The 22262-nt window shown below is 29.1% G+C and carries 19 protein-coding genes; 5 read left to right on the top strand and 14 right to left on the bottom strand.

Going from position 1 to position 22262, the window contains the following annotated elements; translation table 11 throughout:
- Nucleotides 1-118: 118 nt before the first annotated feature.
- On the bottom strand, nucleotides 119-673 hold the full coding sequence (locus G507_RS0101705) for a thioredoxin family protein (protein WP_026715860.1): 555 nt from the start codon (nucleotides 671-673) through the stop codon (nucleotides 119-121).
- Nucleotides 674-865: 192 nt separating this feature from the next.
- Between G507_RS0101705 and G507_RS0101700 the strand changes: the two genes are divergently transcribed.
- Entirely contained in the window at nucleotides 866-1207 is a 342-nt protein-coding gene (locus tag G507_RS0101700) for a tRNA-binding protein (RefSeq protein ID WP_026715859.1), read from the top strand.
- Nucleotides 1208-1212: 5 nt separating this feature from the next.
- Here G507_RS0101700 and G507_RS0101695 read toward each other — a convergent pair whose 3' ends face one another.
- A complete protein-coding gene (locus G507_RS0101695) occupies nucleotides 1213-3279 on the bottom strand; it encodes a tetratricopeptide repeat-containing sensor histidine kinase (protein WP_026715858.1) in 2067 nt (688 codons plus the stop codon).
- Nucleotides 3280-3460: 181 nt separating this feature from the next.
- The gene (locus G507_RS0101690; protein WP_026715857.1) at nucleotides 3461-4171 is read right to left on the bottom strand and encodes a YebC/PmpR family DNA-binding transcriptional regulator; all 711 of its coding nucleotides are present in this window, start codon (nucleotides 4169-4171) and stop codon (nucleotides 3461-3463) included.
- A 362-nt stretch (nucleotides 4172-4533) separates the two neighbouring features.
- Here G507_RS0101690 and G507_RS17190 point away from each other — a divergent pair, with 362 nt between their 5' ends.
- Nucleotides 4534-6741: a sensor histidine kinase gene (locus tag G507_RS17190; protein WP_211218965.1), complete on the top strand. Its 2208-nt coding sequence runs from the start codon at nucleotides 4534-4536 to the stop codon at nucleotides 6739-6741.
- Complete coding sequence (locus tag G507_RS0101680) at nucleotides 6738-7130, top strand: response regulator (RefSeq protein ID WP_026715855.1); 393 nt, start codon at nucleotides 6738-6740, stop codon at nucleotides 7128-7130. Before G507_RS17190 ends, G507_RS0101680 begins: the two co-directional genes overlap by 4 nt.
- 158 nt (nucleotides 7131-7288) lie before the next feature.
- Here G507_RS0101680 and G507_RS16230 read toward each other — a convergent pair whose 3' ends face one another.
- The gene (locus G507_RS16230; protein WP_245575583.1) at nucleotides 7289-7600 is read right to left on the bottom strand and encodes a TM2 domain-containing protein; all 312 of its coding nucleotides are present in this window, start codon (nucleotides 7598-7600) and stop codon (nucleotides 7289-7291) included.
- A gap of 212 nt (nucleotides 7601-7812) precedes the next feature.
- On the opposite strand from G507_RS16230, the gene G507_RS16225 reads away from it, so the two are divergent.
- Nucleotides 7813-8589: a hypothetical protein gene (locus tag G507_RS16225; protein WP_157496458.1), complete on the top strand. Its 777-nt coding sequence runs from the start codon at nucleotides 7813-7815 to the stop codon at nucleotides 8587-8589.
- A 24-nt stretch (nucleotides 8590-8613) separates the two neighbouring features.
- On the opposite strand, the gene gcvT is transcribed toward G507_RS16225, so the two are convergent.
- The 4 genes from gcvT to thrA all read right to left on the bottom strand — a co-directional run bounded on the left by gcvT (nucleotide 8614) and on the right by thrA (nucleotide 14801).
- Nucleotides 8614-9696: a glycine cleavage system aminomethyltransferase GcvT gene (gcvT, locus tag G507_RS0101665; RefSeq protein ID WP_026715853.1), complete on the bottom strand. Its 1083-nt coding sequence runs from the start codon at nucleotides 9694-9696 to the stop codon at nucleotides 8614-8616.
- Between the two features lie 244 nt (nucleotides 9697-9940).
- Nucleotides 9941-11230 carry a threonine synthase gene (thrC, locus tag G507_RS0101660; protein WP_026715852.1) on the bottom strand — a complete coding sequence of 430 codons (1290 nt, stop codon included), beginning with the start codon at nucleotides 11228-11230 and terminating at the stop codon, nucleotides 9941-9943.
- 96 nt (nucleotides 11231-11326) lie between these two features.
- Entirely contained in the window at nucleotides 11327-12247 is a 921-nt protein-coding gene (locus G507_RS0101655) for a homoserine kinase (RefSeq protein ID WP_026715851.1), read from the bottom strand.
- A gap of 106 nt (nucleotides 12248-12353) precedes the next feature.
- Entirely contained in the window at nucleotides 12354-14801 is a 2448-nt protein-coding gene (gene thrA / locus G507_RS0101650; RefSeq protein ID WP_026715850.1) for a bifunctional aspartate kinase/homoserine dehydrogenase I, read from the bottom strand.
- Nucleotides 14802-15187: 386 nt separating this feature from the next.
- On the opposite strand from thrA, the gene hutH reads away from it, so the two are divergent.
- Nucleotides 15188-16690, top strand: a complete 1503-nt coding sequence (hutH, locus tag G507_RS0101645) for a histidine ammonia-lyase (RefSeq protein ID WP_026715849.1) — start codon at nucleotides 15188-15190, stop codon at nucleotides 16688-16690.
- 3 nt (nucleotides 16691-16693) lie between these two features.
- Here hutH and G507_RS0101640 read toward each other — a convergent pair whose 3' ends face one another.
- From G507_RS0101640 to G507_RS0101615, 6 genes are all read right to left on the bottom strand, one after another.
- Nucleotides 16694-17053, bottom strand: coding sequence for a DUF1304 domain-containing protein (locus G507_RS0101640; protein ID WP_026715848.1), 360 nt, complete (start codon nucleotides 17051-17053; stop codon nucleotides 16694-16696).
- A gap of 3 nt (nucleotides 17054-17056) precedes the next feature.
- On the bottom strand, nucleotides 17057-17572 hold the full coding sequence (locus tag G507_RS0101635) for a DUF421 domain-containing protein (RefSeq protein ID WP_026715847.1): 516 nt from the start codon (nucleotides 17570-17572) through the stop codon (nucleotides 17057-17059).
- A gap of 4 nt (nucleotides 17573-17576) precedes the next feature.
- Nucleotides 17577-17726, bottom strand: a complete 150-nt coding sequence (locus G507_RS17715; protein ID WP_169627269.1) for a GldL-related protein — start codon at nucleotides 17724-17726, stop codon at nucleotides 17577-17579.
- A gap of 32 nt (nucleotides 17727-17758) precedes the next feature.
- Entirely contained in the window at nucleotides 17759-18139 is a 381-nt protein-coding gene (locus tag G507_RS0101625) for a hypothetical protein (RefSeq protein ID WP_157496457.1), read from the bottom strand.
- A 1-nt stretch (nucleotide 18140) separates the two neighbouring features.
- Nucleotides 18141-19508, bottom strand: coding sequence for a 30S ribosomal protein S6--L-glutamate ligase (gene rimK / locus G507_RS0101620; RefSeq protein WP_026715845.1), 1368 nt, complete (start codon nucleotides 19506-19508; stop codon nucleotides 18141-18143).
- A gap of 65 nt (nucleotides 19509-19573) precedes the next feature.
- Nucleotides 19574-22126: an ATP-dependent Clp protease ATP-binding subunit gene (locus G507_RS0101615; protein WP_026715844.1), complete on the bottom strand. Its 2553-nt coding sequence runs from the start codon at nucleotides 22124-22126 to the stop codon at nucleotides 19574-19576.
- Nucleotides 22127-22262: the final 136 nt, after the last annotated feature.

Genomic DNA, 22262 nt, shown 5'->3' with positions numbered 1-22262 from the left:
AATATTTAGTGTACAGTAGTTTTCGTTTATAAAATAAAAATGATTTTCAATTTAAAAAATGGTTTTGAAATATATTTTGAATTTTCTGCCAACTTAAAACTGAACACTGCCAACTAATTTATTTCCATTTAATATTACAACCCATACTAGGTTTTTGGATTTCGTTTAAATGGCGATTATATATTACGCTATCAATTGCATTTCTTAAATCGTTGCCACTTATTGAAAATTCATTCCCAGGTCTTGAATCATCTAGTTGTCCTCTATAAATTAATTTATCTTGACTGTCGAATAAGTAAAAATCTGGTGTACAAGCAGCATCAAAGGCTTTTGCAACTTCTTGAGATTCATCATATAAATACGGAAAATCAATTTTATGTTTAAGCACAAAGTCAGCCATTTTTTCAGGTGAATCTTGAGGGTAATTTATTATATCATTACTTGAAATCGCTACAACTCCAATTCCTTGAACTCTATAATCATTTGCTATCATTACAACTTCATCTATTACATGAAGTACAAACGGACAGTGATTGCACATAAAAATTACTAATGTTCCTTTTTCACCTTTACAATCTTCAAAATTAAAATTTAGATTAAAATTTGAAGCTGGTAAAATAAAATCAGGAGCTTTTGTTCCTAAAGGCAGCATTTTTGAAGGAGTTAATGACATTTTTAATTTAAAATTTAGAATTTAGAAATCAGAATTTAGAAACTTACAATTGGAATTTGGAATTTTTCTTTTTGGAATTTCTTAATAGTTATACGAAAGGTTTATCAAAAGGTTACAATAATTTATTATTTTTGAATTAATTAATAATGCAGAGTCTTTATTGATAAGATTCTGAAACAAGTTCAGAATAAAATGCAAAATGATTTAACTTGGACAGATTTCGAAAAAGTCGAAATACGAATTGGAACTATAATTGAAATCAATGATTTTCCTAAAGCTAGAAATCCAGCTTATCAAATTCATATTGATTTTGGTAATATAATAGGAGTGAAGAAAACTTCTGCTCAAATCACACAAAAATATAACAAAGAAGAATTACTAGGTAAACAAATTGTAGCTGTAATAAACTTTCCCAAAAAGCAAATAGGCAACTTCATGAGTGAATGTCTACTTTTAGGTTCAATTGGGAATGATAAAGAAGTTGTTCTTCTATCTTCAGATAAACCTGTTGAGAATGGATTGAGAGTTGGTTAATCTTTTTATTTTAAAGGAATTTCAATAAAAAATGTACTTCCTTTTCCCACGATACTTTCAGCCCAAATTATTCCATTATGTTCTTCAATCACTTGCTTGCAAAATGATAAACCAAGTCCAAAGGATTGTTCTCCATCTGTACCGTCACGGTTATATTCAAAGGATTCTAATTCAAATATTCGGTCAATTTTATTTTCTTCAATGCCAATTCCTTGATCTTTAATAGAAATTAGGAGTTTATCATTTTTTTTAACAGCATTAATTTTTATAGTTGATCCTTTTGCACTGAATTTAATAGCATTACTAACAAGGTTATTTATTACTCTTTTAAAATTTTCAGCGTTTATTTTTACATCAATATTTTCTTTTGGAAGTTCTAAATCAATAAAAATTTGTTTTTCATCGGCTAATATCTTTAGTAAAGCGAAACATTCTAATAAAAAATCGTTTAAAACAACTGTGTTTTTTAAAATCAATTTAATAACATTTTTATTTGATTCTAAGGTTTCACTTATAAGATCTAGTGCATTTCCACAGGCTACTTTCATTAAACTCATTAATTCATTTCGTTCTTTTTCATTATTTTCATCGACAACTAAATCAACCATTAAAGATAAGGATGCAATAGGAGTTCTTAAATCATGTGCTACTAAATTTAGTAGTTTTTCTTTTTCTTTACTACTTTCAGTTATTATGTCGAAAGCATTTTCAAGCTCTCTATTTTGGGATAAAATAGTGTTGTTTAATTTACTTAATTTAGAAATATTTCTTTTTGATTCTTTCCAGTTATACCACATAAAAATCAACAAAATAATAACGGTTACCACTATAATAATGGTAATAAATAGATATAGATTTTTTACCTTGTTTTCTGTCTCAAGTATTTCAAGATTATGTTGTTGTTCAAATAAATCATATTGCTTTTTTAAATCGATAGTGCTGATAGGTGAACTGTTTATAGAAGCTTCTTCTTTTTTAATTAGATATTGTTGTAAATAATAATGTGCTTGAGGAATGTTATTTTTTTTCTCATAATAGGAACACATTAATTTATTCCATTCTGCTTCGTCTTTTAGTGTACTTATAGTATCTAAGGTAACCTTTAAATTCTTTAGAGATAAATATGCACTGTCAAGTTTGTCTTCTTTTAAAAGTATTTCAGCTAGACTCAAATAACTTGATTGTGCATGTTTAATATCGTTACCACGAGAAAGATTGATTTCTATATCCTTTTTTAAAACAAATGTGGATTTAGCATATTCTTTTTTCTGTAAATAAACTTTACCAAGATTCCCATAAACTACACCTAAAGCTTCATTGTGTTTTCTACTCTCATTAGGGAATTTCTTTGAGTTTGTATTTATAAATTTCAGGGCTAATTCATAATAATATTCAGCATTATCATAATCTTTAAGTTGATAATAACTCAGTCCTATGTTAGAGAGGATTTGTTGTCTTCTGTGGTAATTATCTAATATGTCTGGACAACTTTCTGAATCTTTAAAAGCATCAATAAAGTTATTTTTTGCATCATCATATGATTCTTGTTTATAGTATATCATAGCGATTCGATAACTGTACTCAGAATTTAAGCAATTATCAAAATAACCTAATCCTAATTGTTTTGCTTTATAATAATAGGCAAAAGCTTCATTAAATTGATCTTGACTATAAAACACATCACCTTTACAAAGATAAGCAATGGCATATTCATCTTTATAAATTACAGGATCTTTTCCTGATATGACTGAAATAGCAGAATCGGCATACTTATGTGCCATTTCATAATCATTAATAAATGCTTGATTTACATATCTTTTGTAATCAAAAACTTTTACTTGTGACAGTATTGATAAGTCTTTATTTAAAATTACAGAATCTAACTTTTGAAGATCGTAAATAACATTTTCTTTACCATTTTTTGGCTTTAATAGTAAAGAATTATCAACTTCATATTTTTTTGAAACTGATATAAATTCGTTGGACTTTTCTTTTTTAAAGAAAAGTAATATTCCAACAATAAGCAGAATAAATATAAAAGATAATATAAATTTATTTAGGATATTTTTCATGAAATAGTAAGGAAATTATAATAATATCTTAGCAATGGTACATAAAATTTAATGTAGTTTACTATATTTTATTAAAGATTTCTTGAAAAATATCCTAAGAGTTTTGCTTTTCTTGCAGAATATCTCCAAACAATTTATTTTAAAAAATTAATTATAAAAGTAAATTCTATAATAGAAAAAATTATTCTTGCATACTATGATAAACATTCATAACATCATCATCTTCTTCAATTTTCTCTAGTAACTTTTCAACGTCTGCAGCTTCTTCTGGAGTAAGTTCTTTAGTTACTTGAGGAATTCTCTCAAATCCTGAAGAAAGTATTTCTAATTCTCTAGATTCTAGTTCTTTTTGAATGGCACCGAAACTTTCAAAAGGCGCATACATTAAAATTCCATCCTCGTCTTCAAAAATTTCTTCAACACCAAAATCAATCATTTCTAATTCTAGTTCTTCTACATCTTGACCTTCAGCTGGAATTCTAAAATTACAAGTGTGGTCAAACATAAACTCAACCGAACCTTGAGTTCCAAAAGTTCCATTGCATTTATTAAAGTAACTTCTAATATTTGCCACTGTTCTGTTATTGTTGTCAGTTGCAGTTTCAATTAAAATTGCAATTCCGTGTGGAGCATAACCTTCAAATAAAACTTCTTTATAATGAGCAGTATCTTTATCAGATGCTTTTTTTATGGCACGATCTACTGTGTCTTTTGGCATGTTTGCCGATTTGGCATTTTGTATAACTGCTCTCAAACGTGAGTTTGTATCAGGATTTGGACCTCCTTCACTTACAGCCATTGCAATATCTTTTCCTATTCTTGTAAACGTTTTTGCCATTGCTGACCAACGTTTCATTTTTCGTGCTTTTCTAAATTCGAATGCTCTACCCATTGCTATATTGTTTTAAACAGCACAAAATTAATTTTTTTAGATTCAATATCAAAATTAGTTAAACAATAAACTTTAAGTTTGTAAGTTACTTGTAATATTTTTAAAATTGTTTTACAATAATAAGAAAGAACCGTATTATTGTAAATTATATAAGTCTTACTTTAAGTAAATTAATAGCGTTGATTATTTAAGAATTCTATTTAGAAAAAATGAAAAAAAGTAAAAATGCATATTCGTTAATTAATTGGTTTTTCAGTAAACCAAAAATACTCGGTTTTTTAGTTTTTTCTACTTTAAGTATTTTATTTATTTACATAGCTTTTCAAAACTATCTGCTAAATAAAGAAAACAAAAGAGTTGAAATGAGTAATACCCTAAATGTAATTACTCATAATTTAGAACAATCACTTAAAAACTGTTACACAACAACCCTTACTTTAGCCTTAACAATTGATGATGATGGAATTCCTCAAAACTTTGATTCTATAGGAAAAAAATTAGTAGAGTCAAATAACAGTATTAATGCTGTTCAAATGGTTCCAAATGGTATTATTAAATATATTTATCCAATGCAAGGAAATGAAGCTGCTATGGATTTAGATATTTTAAAATCCGAATTATTTAAAGATGAAGCTTTAAAATCTATCCAAACTCAAAAAATGTATTTTGCTGGTCCGTTTGAATTGACTCAAGGAGGACAAGGGATTGTGGGAAGATTACCTGTTTATTTAAAAAATAAATTCTGGGGTTTTTCTGCTGTGATAATTAAACTGGATAGATTATTATTGACTTCCGGAATAAGCACATTAAATACTAAAAATTTTTATTTTCAGTTATCAAAAACAAACCCTAATACAAATAAAGAAGACTTTTTTTTACCAGAATTAATTAAATTAACTAAAAATAACAATGTAAGGAGTTATATACCTGATGGCGATTGGAAACTATACATAATTGATAAAAATGCAGATACTTTACTAAATCAGTTTATGTTTAAAATTCTTGTATCATTAATGGTGGCTTATACCTTAGGCTTTTTTACAATATTATTACTAAGAAAACCAGAAGAATTACAAGTATTAATTGAAGAACAGGCTAATAAATTAATTAGCAGTGAAACTAAATTTAAGACAATTTTTGAGCAAGCAGCTATAGGGATTTCTAATATAGATAGTGTTACTGGTAAATTCATTGAAATCAATGAGAAGTTTTGTAAATTATTAGGGTATAGCCAAAGTGAAATGAAAGAAAAAAACTGGCAATCAATTACGCATCCTGAAGATTTAAAAAAAGATGTAGAATACGTAAAAAAAATTGAAAATGGAATAATTGATCATTATTCTATGGAGAAAAGATACTTTACTAAACAAGGAAAAATTATTTGGGTAAATTTGACGGCTACACCTTTATTTGTTAATAATAATTTTAAAGAATATACATTTATTTCAATAGTAGAAGACATTACAGAACGTAAAAAAAACGAGCAAATAATATTAAACACGCAACATCGAATTGAGTCACTAATTAATACAATAGATGGAATAGTTTGGGAATGTGATGCCAATACTTTTGAATTTACATTCATAAGTAAAAAAGTTGAAAATATTTTAGGATATACGTCAGAAGAGTGGTTGTCGAGCAAAACTTTTTGGAAAGATCATATTTATCACGAAGATAAAGAAAGCGTCATTAATTTTTGTTCTGAAAAAACTAATGAGAATCTAGATCATGATTTTGAATATCGAATGGTTGCCAAAGATGGATCAATAATTTGGCTTAGAGATATTGTAAATGTTGTAATCGAAAATAATGAGCCAGTTAGTTTGAGAGGTATTATGATTGATATTACTAAAACCAAAGAAATCGAAAAAGATTTAAATACTTCTTTTAGCCTTGTAAAAGAACAAAATGAACGTTTATTAAATTTTTCGTATATTGTATCTCATAATTTAAGATCTCATACTAGCAATATTAGTTCATTGATAAGCTTAATTGAAATAACTGATGATATTGAGGAAAAAGAAGAAATGACGGAACTACTAAAATTAGCGTCAAACTCTTTAAATGATACATTATTGAATTTAAATGAAGTTGTGAGTATTCAAACAAACATAACTTTGACTGTTGAAAAAATAAATTTACTTAATTATGTAGAAACAACATTAGCCGTTTTATCAGGACAAATAAAAACTAATAATGTTACAATTTTAAACCTTGTTAATAATGAAGTTGAAATAAAATATAATTCAGCATATATAGAAAGTATTTTGTATAATGTTATTTCAAATGCAATTAGATATAGTCATAAAGAGCGAAATTCAATTATAACTATAAGATATTATAAAGAAAATGAATCAAAAGTTTTAGAGATAGCTGATAATGGAATTGGAATAGACTTACTAAAGAATAAAAATAAAATTTTTGGTATGTATAAAACCTTTAGTAATAGTGAAGATTCCAGAGGAATTGGTTTATTTATTACTAAAAATCAAGTAGAGGCAATGGGCGGAAAAATAATAGTACAAAGTGAACTCAATGTAGGAACTACTTTTAAAATCTATATTTTATGAAAAAAAAATCAATATGGATAATAGACGATGATTCAATTTTTAAAATTATTATTCAAAAACTTATTTCAAAAGCCAATATTTTTGAAAATGTTGAAACATATTCTAATGGAGAAGAAGCTTTTTTAGCGATAAAGAATATTTTGAATAAAGATAAACAATTACCAGATATTATACTTTTAGATATAGAAATGCCATTAATGGATGGATGGGCATTTATGGCTGAAATTAGTGTTTTCAAACAAAACTTTGAAGAAAAAAAAACAAGTATATTTATATCAAGTTCATCAATTGCCATTGATGACAAGTTAAAAGCAGATAAAAATCCTTGTATTAAAGGTTTTTTATCTAAACCGATAACAATGAATGATTTAATTAAAATAGCTTCCTAATTACGAACCTAAATAATTAAAAGAATCATCTAAATTTGATTTAAGTTTTATTTATTTGTTTTTATAATTTGAGTATTTTTTTAATTAAGAATGAAAAAAAATATTTCAAAATAAAAGAGACAAAATTAATTGTCTCTTTTATAAACTTGTAAATTTAATTATAACGTTTTAGAATAACTACCATTTTTTGGTTGTAAATCACCAGTAAGGATTCTAATAAAATCAATTAGAGCCCAAATTCCTAAACCTCCCAAAGTTAAAAGTTGAACAACTCCTTGCCAAGTGTATCCTAAGTAAAATCTATGAATTCCTAAACCTCCAAGAAAGAAGCATAATAAAACAGCAGTTAATTGACTTTTTCCTGAAGCTGCTGCAGCTGGAGAAGACAATTCGTTGTTTGAGCTTGATTCTGAAACAGAAATTTCATTTTGATTTTGCACTGCTGGAAACGATGCATAAGCAGGCGCCATTGAGAACATTGTAAAAAATGCTACAATAAGTAATAATTGTTTTTTAATAATAAAAAGTTTTAGATTTGCACAAACATATAAAAAAATATAATATGCCGACAAATAAAAATGTAATTTTTTTCTTAATAGCACTTTTTTTATCTAATTCTATTTTCTCACAAAATAATTATGAGTTTTTCGGTATTTTAAAATTAAACGATGATTCAAAAAAAATGATAACATATAGAATAAAATTTGAAGAAAAAAATGGAAAAATAAATGGTTATTCTATTACTGATTTAGACGGTGAACATGAAACAAAAAATTTAATTGTAGGAACTTACGATTCTAAAAGCAAAATTTTTTCATTCTATGAAAATGATATTTTATATACAAAATCAACCTATTCTCAAAATGTTTTCTGCTTTGTAAACTTCACTGGTAAAATTAAACTTATCAATAAAAACAGCAAGTTAGACGGGAACTTCAAAGGAATGTTTAAAAATAAAGCGAGTTGTATTGACGGAACTTTATCATTAATTGGAAGTGAAAATATCTATGATAAAATGAATAAATTATCGAAAAAAATAGATAAAAAGAAAAGTATTGATGCAGAAACTAAGGCAAAAATAGATCCAATAAAACTAATTGATGATTTAAAAATAAATAAATTATCAAAAGATCAAAATCTAAATGTTTTTTGGGAAGATAAAACTATAACTATTGAAATTTTTGATTCAGGTAAAGAAGATGGTGACGAAATTAACTTATATAATGGTTCAAAAATTATTTTAAGAAACTATAAAGTAACAAATAAGAAAAAGTCAATAACAATAGATTTAGATAGCAATAATACTGTTTTTACAATAGAGGCTATTAATGAAGGAACTATTGCTCCAAACACAACTAAACTAGTTTTAATTGACAAAAACAGAACCTTTGAATTAATGGCTAATTTGAGTAAAAAAGATAAAGCATCAATTACATTCATAAAAAAAGACGCTAATTAGCGTCTTTTTTTATTTCAATATTTTCTATTTTTTATAAAAAGGCATTTTAACAACCTTAGCCTTAATATCTTTATTTCTAATTCTAATATAAATTTCCGAATCAGCTGTAGCAAAAGGAAGTGTTACATAACCCATTCCAATAGCAATTCCTAAAGAAGGAGCTTGTGTTCCAGAAGTTACGATTCCAATAATATTTCCATCAGCATCAACAATCTCATAATCATGACGAGGAATTCCTCTGTCAACCATTTCAAAACCGACTAATTTACGAGTCACACCAGCTTCTTTCTGAGCTTTCAAGTTTTCTGAATTCACGAAATCTTTTGTGAATTTCGTAATCCAACCTAAACCAGCTTCTAACGGAGAAGTTGTATCGTTAATATCATTTCCATACAAACAGAAACCCATTTCTAAACGCAACGTATCACGAGCCGCTAAACCAATTGGCTTAATTCCGAATGCTGCACCAGCTTCAAAAACTTTAGTCCAAATTTGTTCTACTTCCGAATTTTTACAGTAAATTTCAAATCCACCAGAACCAGTATAACCTGTTGCAGAAATGATAACATTTTCAATTCCAGCAAAATCTGAAACTTCAAAATGATAATATTTTATTTGAGATAAATCAACCGAAGTCAAGGATTGCATAGCTTCAACGGCTTTTGGTCCTTGAATGGCCAACAAAGAATAATCTTCCGATAAATCCTTCATATCAACACCTAAATCATTGTGAGACGAAATCCAATTCCAATCTTTTTCAATGTTAGAAGCATTTACAACCAATAAATATTGCTCTTCTTTTATTTTATAAATGATTAAATCATCAACAATTCCACCATCACTATTTGGCATGCAAGAATATTGTGCCTTTCCAACTTCAAGCGTAGAAGCATCGTTAGAAGACACTTTCTGAATCAAAGCCAAAGCATTTTCACCAGATAATAAAAATTCACCCATGTGCGAAACGTCAAAAACACCAACACCAGTTCTTACGATTTCGTGTTCAACATTAATTCCTTCATATTGCACAGGCATATTAAAACCTGCAAACGGAACCATTTTAGCTCCTAAACTTTCGTGAATGTGCGATAAAGCTGTATTTTTCATTTTTAGAGTATGTTTAATAATGTGATGCGAATTTATTGAAAATTTATGAATTTGAAGCTATTTCCTGCCATACATTATATCTTTTCTATTTTTTTGCAAAAAAAAGAAAAGGATGCCATTTCTGTCAGGGCTAGGGCATCTCGTTATAAATAAATTTTTGAAAAAAAATAAACAATTAAGACATTCAAGAAATTAAGCAAAACTTAATGAAACTAAATGTCTTAATGGTTCAATAAAAATAAAATTAATGTTTTAAAAAATCTTTAAAGTCTTCATAAGTAGAAATTTTAATACTCACTTTTTCTTTATGCAAAACACTTTCAATCTGACTTGGAATAGGAAGTTTAATGTTTAAAAGCGGTTCAACTTCATCCAAAAACTTAATTGGATGAGCCGTTTCCAATAAAAAACCTATAGTTTCTGGTTTGTTTATCATTTCTTTCTTTAAACCCAAATAACCAACAGCACCATGTGGTTCAGCTACATATCCAAAGTTTTTATATATTAAATAAATCGTTTTTTTAGTTTCTTCATCAGAAAAAGAATAAGAAGAAAAATCTTTCTCAAATTCCTTCAAATCATTATCATACATTTCCTGAATACGAACAAAATTACTTGGATTTCCAACGTCCATAGCATTCGAAATTGTTGCTACAGAAGATTTTGGATTATAAATTCCATCTTTCAAAAACCTTGGAACTGTATCATTTGCATTGGTAGAAGCCACAAAATGGGTGAGTGGTAAACCTAATTTTTTAGCTAAAATTCCAGCACAAATATTCCCAAAATTGCCACTTGGACAAGACACAATTAATGGTTTGTTGTGTTTTTTCAATTCCTTATATGCAAAGAAAAAGTAAAACATTTGAGGCAACCAACGAGCAATATTTATAGAATTTGCTGATGTAAGATTAAAAGCTTTCAAATCTTCATCTAAAAACGCTTTCTTAACCATATCTTGACAATCGTCAAAAACACCATCAACTTCAAGTGCAGTAATGTTTTGACATAAAGTGGTCAACTGTTTTTCCTGAATATCACTAACTTTTCCAGAAGGATAAAGAATTATCACATTTACACCTTTCACACCTAAAAAACCACTAGCAACTGCTCCACCAGTATCACCAGAAGTAGCCACTAAAACAGTATTATGCTGATTTTTATTGCGATTAAAGTAAGCCAAACATCTTGACATAAATCGTGCACCAACATCTTTAAAAGCCATCGTTGGTCCGTGAAATAATTCTAAAGAATAAATATTTTCTTCAATTTTTACTAAAGGAAAATCAAAAGATAAAGTTTCATCAACAATTCGTTTTAATTCTTCTTCAGGAATTTCATCACCTATAAATTGTTGAATCACTTGAAAAGCAATTTCTTGATTAGAAAGGTTTTCAATGTTATCAAAGAAATCCTCTGATAATTTTGACAAACTTTCAGGAAAATATAATCCTTTATCTGGAGCAAGTCCATTAATAACGGCTTGTTCGAAAGTTACTTGGTGATTTTTATTGTTTAGGCTGTAGTATTTCATTTTGTTTTTTTTGGAACACAGATTTAAGAAATTCAAGAAATCAGTAAAATTTCATCTGAGTAAATTTCTCTAATTTCTTAAATCTGTGTTGCTAAATTATATTGTTTCAGTTCCTTTCGAATTCACTTTTGAAACATGAATATCAAACTCAATTCCAGTAGATTGATAACTATCTTTCATTGCATTGGCAACTTTTTCAGCAGATTCTTTTCCTTTACATAAAGCAAAAATGGATGGACCAGCACCAGAAATTCCAGCACCTAAAGCTCCATTATTAATTGCAGCATTTTTAACTTCATCAAAATTCGGAATTAAATGTTTTCTAAAAGGTTCTACTAAAACATCTTTTAAAGAACGACCTATCAAATCATAATCGTTTGTATATAAACCAGCAATAAATCCACCTAAATTTCCGGTTTGTGTAATTGCAGCTTTTAATGAAACTGTCGGCTGAATCACAGCTCTTGCGTCAGAAGTTTTAACTTCAATATGTGGATGTAAAACAACAGCGTAAAGTTCGTTTGGACTCGCAATTTGAATTACATCTAAAGGTTCGTAACCACGAATTAAAGTAAATCCACCTAATAGGCAAGCAGCAACGTTATCTGCGTGTTCTGAACCACTGGCAACAACTTCTCCTTTCATAGCAAAGTTTACTAATTCAACTTTTGAAAATGGTTTTCCGAGTAATTCATTTATTCCGTAAACAGCACCAGCAGCACTTGCTGACGAACTTCCGATGCCACTTCCTGTCTTGATATTTTTATAGATTTCAATTTCAAATCCGAAATCTAATTCAAAATTTTCAAGTAAAGCTAAAGCTGCAACACCAGCTACATTTTTGCCAGTTTCAAACGGTAAATTTGCTCCAACAATTTTCGTGATTTTTACTCCTTTTTCAGTTGATTTTCTGATTATCATTTCATCGCCAATGCCTTCTAAACATAGACCTAGTATATCAAATCCACAGTTTAGATTGGCAATTGTTGCAGGGCAAAATATTTTTATTTCGTTCATTTTTTATTTTCTTTGTTGCATTGTAATCTTGTGGAGATGTTGCATTGCAATCTTGTGGAGACGTTGCATTGCAATCTTGTGGAGACGTTGCATGCAACGTCTTTACCTATAAGTTTCCAATTCTAACAACATCTGCAAAAATTCCAGAAGCTGTTACAGCTGCACCAGCACCAGCACCTTTTATCAATAAAGGTTGATCCACATATCTGTCTGTATAAAATTGTACAATATTATCTTTTCCTTCTAAATTGTAAAACGGACTTTCCTGTGGAATAAATTCTAATCCAACACTTGCTTTTCCGTTTTCGAAAGTTGCTACAAATTTTAATCGGCTATTTTTTGAATTAGCTTCGTTTAATAAATTTTCAAAATGTGCTGCATTTTTGATTAAAGAAGCAAAAAAGGATTCGTTATTCGTTGTATTCATACATTCTTCAGGAAGAAAAGAATTGTTTTTAATTTCTTCAATTTCCATTTGATATCCGCTTTCTCTTATTAGGATTAGAATTTTTCTAGCAACATCAATTCCACTTAAATCAATTTTTGGGTCAGGTTCAGTAAATCCTTGTACACCAGCTTCTTTTACAACATCATGAAAACTATAAGTACTGCTAAAGTTATTAAAAATAAAGTTCAAACTTCCAGATAAAACGGCTTGAATTTTATTGACTTTATCACCAGAAGCAATCAAGTGTTTTAAGGTATCAATTATAGGTAATCCTGCACCAACGTTTGTTTCGAATAGGAAAGGGGCATTATATTTTCGACTTAGATTCTTTAAATTTTTATAGTTGTCAAATTTTGAAGAACATGCAATTTTATTACAAGTCACAACAGCAATATTTTCCTTTAAAAATTGATCATATATTGAAGCAACTACATCATTTGCAGTGATATCAACAAAAATACTGTTACGTAAATTTAAATTTTTTGATTTTGAAATAAATGCATTCAAATCAGCTTTTTCTCCTTTTTCAATAAGTTCTTTCCATTCTTTTAAAGCAATACCATCTTCATTAAAATGCATTTTTCTCGAATTAGAAATTGCAATAACTCTAACGTTTATCTTTAGATTTTCTTTTAAAAATTTCTTTTGTTGGTGAATTTGATCTATGAATTTTTCTCCAACATTACCAACACCCATTACAAACAGGTTTATTTGTTTGGTATTATCTTCAAAAAAACGTTCATGGAGCGTATTTAAAGCCTTTTTAACGTCATTTTTATTGATAACTACAGAAATGTTTCGTTCAGAAGCACCTTGAGCAATGGCTCTTATATTTACGTTGTTTTTTCCTAAAGTACTGAACATTTTCCCGCTTAATCCTTGATGATTTTTCATGTTTTCACCAACAAGTGCAACAATACATAGGTCTTTTTCAACAATACAAGGATTGATTTTATTTTGGGATATTTCTAATTCAAAGGTTTCATCAATTGCATTTTTAGCTTTATCTGCATCATTGTTTAGAATTCCGATACAAATAGAATGCTCAGAAGAAGCTTGTGTAATAAAAACTACATTGATATTTTCTTTAGACAAAACTTCAAATAAACGTTTTGAAGAACCAGCTACACCAATCATTCCAGAACCTTCAAGCGTTAGTAGAGCAATATCTTCGATATGTGAAATTCCTTTTACAGGATTTCCATTGCTTTCTGGAGTATTTGAAATTAAAGTTCCGTTGACATTAGCTTCAAATGTATTTTTAATCCAGATAGGAATATTAGCTTTTAAAACCGGTTGAATAGTTGGTGGATAAAGCACTTTGGCACCAAAATGAGATAATTCCATTGCTTCTTCATAGGAAATCGTTTCAATAGGCTGCGCTTGTTTTACCAATTTCGGATTTGCTGTAAACATTCCGTTGACGTCTGTCCAAATTTCTAAAGACGTCGCATGAGATCCATTAGCTAAAATTGCCGCTGTAAAATCAGAGCCACCACGACCTAAAGTTGTTGTATTTCCTTTTTCATCGGAAGCAATAAATCCCGGTAATAAAACTACTTTTGAAGTATTTGATTTAAAATAATCTTCTATTAATGAATTAGTTACATTAAAATTTACAGAAGCTTTTCCGAAATTTGAATTTGTTTTAACAAGTTGACGACTATCTTTAAAAGTAGAATCAGAAACCACTTTTTTTAAAGCAACAGCAATAATTTGAGAAGATAAAAGTTCGCCAAAACTGGCAATGGCATCTGAAGTTCTTGGAGATAATTCGCCCAAAAGAAAACAACCATCTAAAAGTGTTTTTAATTGATTAAATTCAGTAGTAATCGTTTCAATTACTTGTTTTTGATGACTTTCTGAAACTAAATTACTAATGGTTTCGAAATGTTTTTGTTGAATTTCTTCTAAAGTTACTTTATAAGATTCATTTTTAGAAGCTGCTTCATTAGAAGCTTTTAAAAGTAAATCTGTCACACCACTAAAGGCAGAAACTACAACTGCTAATTTGTTATTTTGAGATTTTTTGGAAACAATTTCTAGAACTAATTTTATATTTTGAGCATTGGCAACAGATGTTCCACCAAATTTTAATACTATCATTTTATTGAATTTTAAGAATAAAGAATTTTATCTTTCTTTCGAAAGAACATATAGAATGGATTATATGTAGAAATTCACCCCATAAGGGGTTGTAGTTGTTGTAGAAGTTGAGCCAATAAAACTTTCAACCGCAAGTTGGGTTGTGTAAGAAGTCGCGTATATTTTATTGTGTTTCAAGATATTTCAAATGTAGAACATTTATTTTGAGTATAAAAAAAGCATTTTCATTTTTATGAATATGTCATTTTTAGCTAGTAGTTTCGTTGTAAATCAAAATATTACTAATAATAGATAACTCAAAATGACAATATGATAATAAATAGTAGTTAAAAATGTTGCTTTTTAACAATCGTTTGTAGAATTTTGGGGAATATTTAAATTAAGAAATGGAAACCATACATTATATAAGTTCAGATTTATTGTCTATTGACACAATTCATACAATTATTAGAGAAGATAAAAAATTAGCTTTATCAGAAGAAGCTATTGTTAATATTGAAAAATGTAGAAAGTATTTAGATGATAAAATGAAAGCTCATGGGGAGCCAATTTACGGAATTAATACGGGATTTGGTTCGTTATGTAATGTAGAAATTTCTAAAGAAAACTTAACAAAACTTCAAGAAAACTTAATTAAATCGCATGCTTGCGGAACTGGTGAAGAAGTTCCGGGTGAGATTGTAAAGATTATGTTGTTGTTAAAAATTCAATCTTTAAGTTATGGACATTCAGGGGTTCAATTAGCTACAGTTGAACGTTTAATAGCCTTTTTTAATAATGATATTTTACCTGTAATTTATACGCTTGGTTCTTTGGGAGCAAGTGGTGATTTAGCACCTTTGGCTCATTTAGCATTGCCTTTAATTGGCGAAGGAGAAGTTTATATGGACGGATTTAGACAACCTTCAAGTAAAGTATTGGAAAAAATGAATTGGAAACCTATTGTAATGCAATCTAAAGAAGGATTAGCTTTATTAAATGGAACCCAATTTATGAGTGCATATGGAACTTATATTTTATTAAAATCTTGTAAATTATCTTATTTAGCGGATTTAATTGGAGCTGTTTCTTTAGAAGGTTTTGATGGTCGAATTGAACCTTTTAATGATTTAATTCACTTAATTAGGCCTCACAAAGGACAAATTCAAACAGCCAGAAGATTAACAGAATTATTAGAAGATAGTGAAATTATAGCACAACCAAAGAAACATGTTCAAGATCCATATTCTTTTAGATGTATGCCACAAGTTCATGGTGCTAGTAAAGACACAATCGAATATGTAAAGAAAGTTTTTAGAACCGAAATTAATTCTGTCACAGATAATCCAAATATATTTGTAGGTGAAGATGAAATTATTTCTGGTGGAAATTTTCACGGTCAACCTCTAGCTTTAGCTTTTGACTTTTTAGGAATAGCTTTAGCTGAATTGGGAAGTATTTCGGAAAGAAGAACTTACCAGTTAATTTCTGGTTTACGTAATTTACCAGCATTTTTAGTGGATAATCCAGGGTTGAATTCAGGTTTTATGATTCCACAATATACTGCTGCAAGTATTGTTAGTCAAAATAAGCAATTAGCAACACCTGCGAGTATTGATAGTATTGTTTCTAGTAATGGTCAAGAAGATCACGTTTCAATGGGTGCAAATGGTGCAACAAAAACACTAAGAATTGTTGATAATTTAGAACGAATTTTAGCTATCGAATTAATGAATGCTTCTCAAGCTTTAGAATTCAGAAGACCTTTAAAATCAAGTGAATTTATTGAAAGTTTTATCAAATCATACAGAGATGAAGTTTCTTTTGTAAAAGAAGATAGAATATTACATTATGATATAGAAAAAACAATTGCTTTTTTACAGAGTTTTCAAATAGAGTTGGAGGATTAGGCTTTAAAGAAACAAACTCAAAATTCCCAGAATAGCTGGAATTCCCTGTACATAAAATATTCTTTTTGATACAGAAAATGCTCCGTAAATTCCAGCAATCAGTACACAGTTTAGGAAAAATAGTGCTATATTTATAGACCACATCTCATCTGAAACAAAGAAAGTCCAAATTAATCCAGCGGCTAAGAAACCATTATATAAGCCTTGGTTCGCAGCCATAGCTTTTGTTTGTGGAAATAAGTCTTTCGGGAAATTGGTGAATACTTTCGGTGCTTTTGTGGTCCAAGCAAACATTTCTAAATAAAGAAAATATAGATGTAAAAAAGCAACAAATCCGATAATAATTTGAGATAGTATATTCATAGTTTAATTATTTAAGTTTCCGAGTGATTTATGAGCTTTCTTCTTATGAAATGTTTGCTTTATATCTTTATCACCAGAAATAATGCTAATGTTTCCATCTATTTCAAACATGGCTAGTTTTACATCTTTATAATATTCAATTCCATGTTCTCTCATGGCTTCTTGAATTTCTTCTGACGAAATACCTAATTTTGCTAAAGTTTTAAATTCAATTTTACCATTATGAATTAAAATTTCTGGTTTTTCTTGGACCAAACTTTTAATAAAATTTGATTTCAACATTATACGTTTGAAAATAAAGTTTATAACAAATAGTGCTAACGCAGCAGCCATTCCACCCAAAAGAGTTGTGTTGTCACCTACCATTGCATTTTGAACCGAATTACTAATAAGAAGTATTAATATTACATCAGAAGTATTTAATTGTGATAGTTCTTTTTTGCCAAATAGGCGTAAAGTAATTACCATAAACAAATATATCGAAACACTTCTTAGTATGATATCAACATACGGATTCACTATTTTATTTTTTAAGAATTAACCTGATTAATAGAATTATGCCTACAACTTCTAAAGCCATGCCTATAATTAATAATCCAGTTGCAAATTGCCAATGCATTATTTTAAATAAAGCTCCTAAAATTGTGACTGCCAATCCTAATAAAAACGTCACAAATGGTATTTTGTACTCTTTGATCATGTTAATTAGTTTATTACTTCAACAACTGTTGTTAATTTTGATTGAGGATAATCTTTTATATGCATTTCTAATTCTAAAAAATCTCCGTTAATATTTTTAATTTTTACTATTAAATCAGCATCAGATTTTAAAAAAGCTGCTGTTTTTTTTGAACTTTTAAGAATATACGAACAATCATCAATCCAAATAACTTCAAAGTCTAGCACAAAATCTTCTCCTAATTTCCTTTCTGTTTGTAAATTTCCCTTTCTTTCAATGATATAGGTCACACCTAGTTCATCATCTTGAAGTTTGAATTTACCATCTTTGTAATTCTTACAATTTTGAGCATAACTAAAAGCTGAAATACTAAAAAAAAGAACAAATAATAGAATATTTTTTTTCATTTTATTTCCACTTAAAGTTTTTCTCAATAGCTTTAATCATTTCTCCTGCAATATCTTTGTTAGTTGCTCCTTCAATTCCTTCTAGACCTGGAGAAGAGTTTACTTCTAACAATAAAGGTCCTTTGCTTGAGCGAATAATATCAACACCAGCGACTTTTAAATCCATTGCTTTTGCGGCTTTTATTGCAATTTTCTTTTCTTCTGGAGTTACTTTTACAATTGAAGCAGTTCCACCCATGTGAATGTTAGCTCTAAATTCTCCAGGAGCAGCTTCTCTTTGCATTGAGGCGACAACTTTTCCATCCACAACAAAAAGACGTAAATCTTTTCCATTGGCTTCTTTAATAAATTCTTGAACTAATATATTAGCATTCAAACTTTTGAAAGCATTGATTACAGATTCAGCAGCTTTTTTAGTCTCTGCTAAAACGACACCTTTTCCTTGAGTACCTTCTAATAATTTTACGATTAGGGGAGAACCACCAACCATTTTTATTAAATCATCAGTATCTAAAGGAGAATTTGCAAACCCAGTTGTTGGAATATCAACTCCATTGTTTAAAAGTAATTGCAATGAAAATAATTTATCACGAGACTGAGTTATCGCTGCAGCATTGTTTAAAGCAAAAACCTTTAAAGCTTCAAATTGACGTGTCAATGCACAACCATAATAGGTCATACTCGGACGAATTCTTGGAATTACAGCATCAAAATTATTTAATATTTTTCCACCACGATAGTGAATTTCAGGTGTATCTGCGTCTAACTTCATGTAACAATACTTCAGATTCAAGAAGTGCATTTCATGACCACGCATTTCTCCAGCTTCCATTATTCGCTTGTTACTATATAATTCCGGATTACTGGCTAAAACTCCAATTCGTAAACCTTTTTTTTCTGAAGATTCAGTATAATAAAATTCTTTTAAATTTTCATTTGAAGGTTGACCTAATACAAATTTCTGTTCTGGATCAACCATAACTCTACCAGACATAGCTTCTCTACCTAGCAACATTCGAAAACCCATTGAATCACGATTGGTTAAGGTTAGTTCAATTTCCCAAGTTTTACCACCTAAAGAAACATTTGTGCTAATTACGTAACGTTTTTCACGAAAACCACTAGAGCTTTTTACAATTCTTTGATCCACTAATTGAGCTTCACAATGGATAAGCGCTTTAGCGTTGTTCTGAATAGGATTAATATCAAATTTTACCCATTCTTGGTTATCTTTTGAATATGTTTTTATGTTTATAGCATGAAGGGCAGAAGTTTTAGCTCCTGAATCTACTCTTGCTTTGATAGTTGGAATTCCAATTGCTGGTAATGAACACCATTCTTCGCATCCTACAATGACTTTTTGTTGCATTTTATTGTTTTAATTTAATAATAATCGAAAGTACTATTTTTTTTGATGTGACTAGAAAAAAAAACCTACTTTTCAGCAGGTTTTTCATATTTTTTAATTGTTATAGTTAACTCTTGTTTATCTTCATCTAATTCCATGAAAATTTCGTCACCTTCATGTATCTTTGATGTTATAATTTCTTCAGCTAAAGAGTCTTCTACATATTTTTGGATTGCTCTTTTTAATGGCCTTGCACCAAATTGTTTGTCAAATCCTTTTTCTGCAATATAATCTTTTGCTTTTTCAGATAAATTTAAAGTATATCCTAAATCTTTAATTCTTAGGTATAATTTATCCATTTCAATATCAATAATTTTATCGATATCTTCTTTTTCTAAAGCATTGAAAACAACAACATCATCAATTCTGTTAAGGAATTCAGGAGCAAAGGCTTTTTTAAGAGCATTTTCAATAATTCCTTTTGAATTGTCATCAGCTTGAGCCACTTTTGAAGCAGTTCCAAAACCAACACCTTGACCAAAATCTTTTAATTGACGGGCACCAACATTAGAAGTCATAATGATAATAGTATTTCTAAAGTCAATTTTTCGACCTAAACTATCAGTTAAATGACCATCATCTAATACTTGAAGCATCATGTTAAATACATCAGGATGCGCTTTTTCAATTTCATCTAAAAGAATTACACTGTATGGTTTTCTTCTAACTTTTTCAGTTAATTGTCCACCTTCTTCATATCCTACATATCCTGGAGGTGCGCCTACTAATCTTGAGATAGCAAATTTCTCCATATATTCACTCATGTCAATACGGATTAAAGCATCTTCTGAGTCAAATAATTCTTTTGCTAATACTTTGGCTAACTGTGTTTTACCAACTCCCGTTTGACCTAAAAATATAAACGAACCAATAGGCTTATTAGGGTCTTTTAACCCAGCTCTATTTCTTTGAATTGACTTCGCAATTTTATCTACAGCTTCATCTTGTCCAATTACTTTTGCTTGAATAAGTTCTGGTAAATGAGCTAATTTATTGCTCTCGGTTTGTGCAATTCTATTCACTGGAATTCCAGTCATCATTGAAACAACATCAGCAACATTGTCTTCAGAAACTTCAATTCTATTGTTTTTAGCATCTTCTTCCCATTTTTCTTGGGCGATAGCTAAATCTTTTTCAATACGTTTCTCGTCATCACGTAGTTTTGCTGCTTCTTCATATTTCTGTTTTTTGACCACAGAATTCTTCAAGTCTCTAACTTCTTCTAATTGACGTTCTAAATCTAAAATTTGCTTAGGAACATCAATATTTGTTATATGAACTCTTGAACCTGCTTCGTCTAAAGCGTCAATAGCTTTGTCTGGTAAGAATCTATCAGTCATATAACGACTTGTCAACTTTACACAAGCTTCAATTGCTTCGTCACTATAAGTCACACTATGGTGATCTTCATATTTACCTTTTATATTATGTAAGATAGTAATGGTTTCCTCAACAGAAGTTGGTTCAATAATCACTTTTTGAAAACGTCTTTCTAAAGCACCATCTTTTTCAATATATTGTCTATATTCATCTAATGTTGTTGCACCAATACATTGCAGTTCACCTCTTGCTAGAGCCGGTTTAAACATGTTTGAAGCATCTAGTGAACCAGTAGCTCCACCAGCACCAACAATTGTGTGAATTTCATCAATGAAAAGTATGATATCATCATTTTTTTCAAGTTCATTCATAACAGCTTTCATGCGTTCTTCAAACTGTCCACGGTATTTTGTTCCAGCAACTAAACTGGCTAAGTCAAGCGTTACAACACGTTTGTTAAATAAAACACGTGATACTTTTTTCTTGATAATCATAAGAGCTAAACCTTCTGCAATGGCAGATTTTCCAACTCCAGGTTCACCAATTAGTAAAGGATTATTTTTCTTTCTACGGCTTAAAATTTGAGAAACCCTTTCGATTTCTTTTTCACGACCAACAACAGGATCTAGTTTTCCTTCTTCGGCCATTTCGGTTAAATCTCTACCAAAATTATCTAATACAGGAGTTTTTGATTTTTTTGTTGTTTTATTTCCTGAAGTTGGGTTGTTGAAAGAACTGTCTTTTATTCCGTCATCTTGGCCAGAATCTTCGTTATATGATTCGGCTTTGGGTAAATTTTCTATAAAATCTTCTTCGTTATTTATCATAGCTATATAATTTTCTTTAACGGTTTCATAATCAATTTTTAATTTTTTCATCAACTTAGTAGTTGGATCATTTTCATTTCTTAAAATACACAACAATAAATGTGCCGTACTTACTGCAGAACTATTGTATAGTTTTGCTTCTAAGAAAGTTGTCTTGATTGCCCGTTCTGCTTGTCTTGTTAAGTGAAGATTTTTTTTATCATTATTTTGAATTCCTGTCGAATTGGCAGGACTTAAAACTTCAACTTTTTTACGCAAATGACTAAAATCAACAGCTAAGTTATTCATTATAGTCATGGCTTTTCCGCTACCATCTCTAAGTATTCCTAAAATTAAATGTTCTGTACCAATAAAATCGTGCCCTAAACGTAAAGCTTCTTCTTTACTATAGGTAATTACGTCTTTTACTCTTGGTGAAAAATTATCGTCCATTTTGTTATTTTAATCAAGTAAATATACTAAATAATATAGAATACTAAAAAAAGTATTTTATATCACAAGGCTAATTGACAAAAAAAAACTCAAATACAAAAGTTAATTTAAGTGGAGTTATCATCAAAAAACAACA

This window comes from Flavobacterium gelidilacus DSM 15343 (assembly GCF_000422685.1).
Lineage (GTDB): Bacteria > Bacteroidota > Bacteroidia > Flavobacteriales > Flavobacteriaceae > Flavobacterium > Flavobacterium gelidilacus.
The sequence above is the reverse complement of the archived record's forward strand: the minus strand, read 5'-3'. Positions and strand labels throughout refer to the sequence as shown.

Bases quoted from the DNA above. Each gene is read 5' to 3' on its own strand.
- G507_RS0101640 (WP_026715848.1), bottom strand. From the start codon at position 17,053: ATGAATATACTATCTCAAATTATTATCGGATTTGTTGCTTTTTTACAT.
- hutH (WP_026715849.1), top strand. From the start codon at position 15,188: ATGGAAACCATACATTATATAAGTTCAGATTTATTGTCTATTGACACA.
- G507_RS0101655 (WP_026715851.1), bottom strand. From the start codon at position 12,247: ATGAACGAAATAAAAATATTTTGCCCTGCAACAATTGCCAATCTAAAC.
- G507_RS0101695 (WP_026715858.1), bottom strand. From the start codon at position 3,279: ATGAAAAATATCCTAAATAAATTTATATTATCTTTTATATTTATTCTG.
- G507_RS16230 (WP_245575583.1), bottom strand. From the start codon at position 7,600: ATGGCGCCTGCTTATGCATCGTTTCCAGCAGTGCAAAATCAAAATGAA.
- G507_RS0101625 (WP_157496457.1), bottom strand. From the start codon at position 18,139: ATGAAAAAAAATATTCTATTATTTGTTCTTTTTTTTAGTATTTCAGCT.
- G507_RS0101680 (WP_026715855.1), top strand. From the start codon at position 6,738: ATGAAAAAAAAATCAATATGGATAATAGACGATGATTCAATTTTTAAA.
- gcvT (WP_026715853.1), bottom strand. From the start codon at position 9,696: ATGAAAAATACAGCTTTATCGCACATTCACGAAAGTTTAGGAGCTAAA.
- G507_RS17190 (WP_211218965.1), top strand. From the start codon at position 4,534: ATGAGTAATACCCTAAATGTAATTACTCATAATTTAGAACAATCACTT.
- rimK (WP_026715845.1), bottom strand. From the start codon at position 19,508: ATGCAACAAAAAGTCATTGTAGGATGCGAAGAATGGTGTTCATTACCA.
- G507_RS0101615 (WP_026715844.1), bottom strand. From the start codon at position 22,126: ATGGACGATAATTTTTCACCAAGAGTAAAAGACGTAATTACCTATAGT.
- thrA (WP_026715850.1), bottom strand. From the start codon at position 14,801: ATGATAGTATTAAAATTTGGTGGAACATCTGTTGCCAATGCTCAAAAT.
- G507_RS0101700 (WP_026715859.1), top strand. From the start codon at position 866: ATGCAAAATGATTTAACTTGGACAGATTTCGAAAAAGTCGAAATACGA.
- G507_RS0101705 (WP_026715860.1), bottom strand. From the start codon at position 673: ATGTCATTAACTCCTTCAAAAATGCTGCCTTTAGGAACAAAAGCTCCT.
- G507_RS0101690 (WP_026715857.1), bottom strand. From the start codon at position 4,171: ATGGGTAGAGCATTCGAATTTAGAAAAGCACGAAAAATGAAACGTTGG.
- thrC (WP_026715852.1), bottom strand. From the start codon at position 11,230: ATGAAATACTACAGCCTAAACAATAAAAATCACCAAGTAACTTTCGAA.
- G507_RS16225 (WP_157496458.1), top strand. From the start codon at position 7,813: ATGATAACATATAGAATAAAATTTGAAGAAAAAAATGGAAAAATAAAT.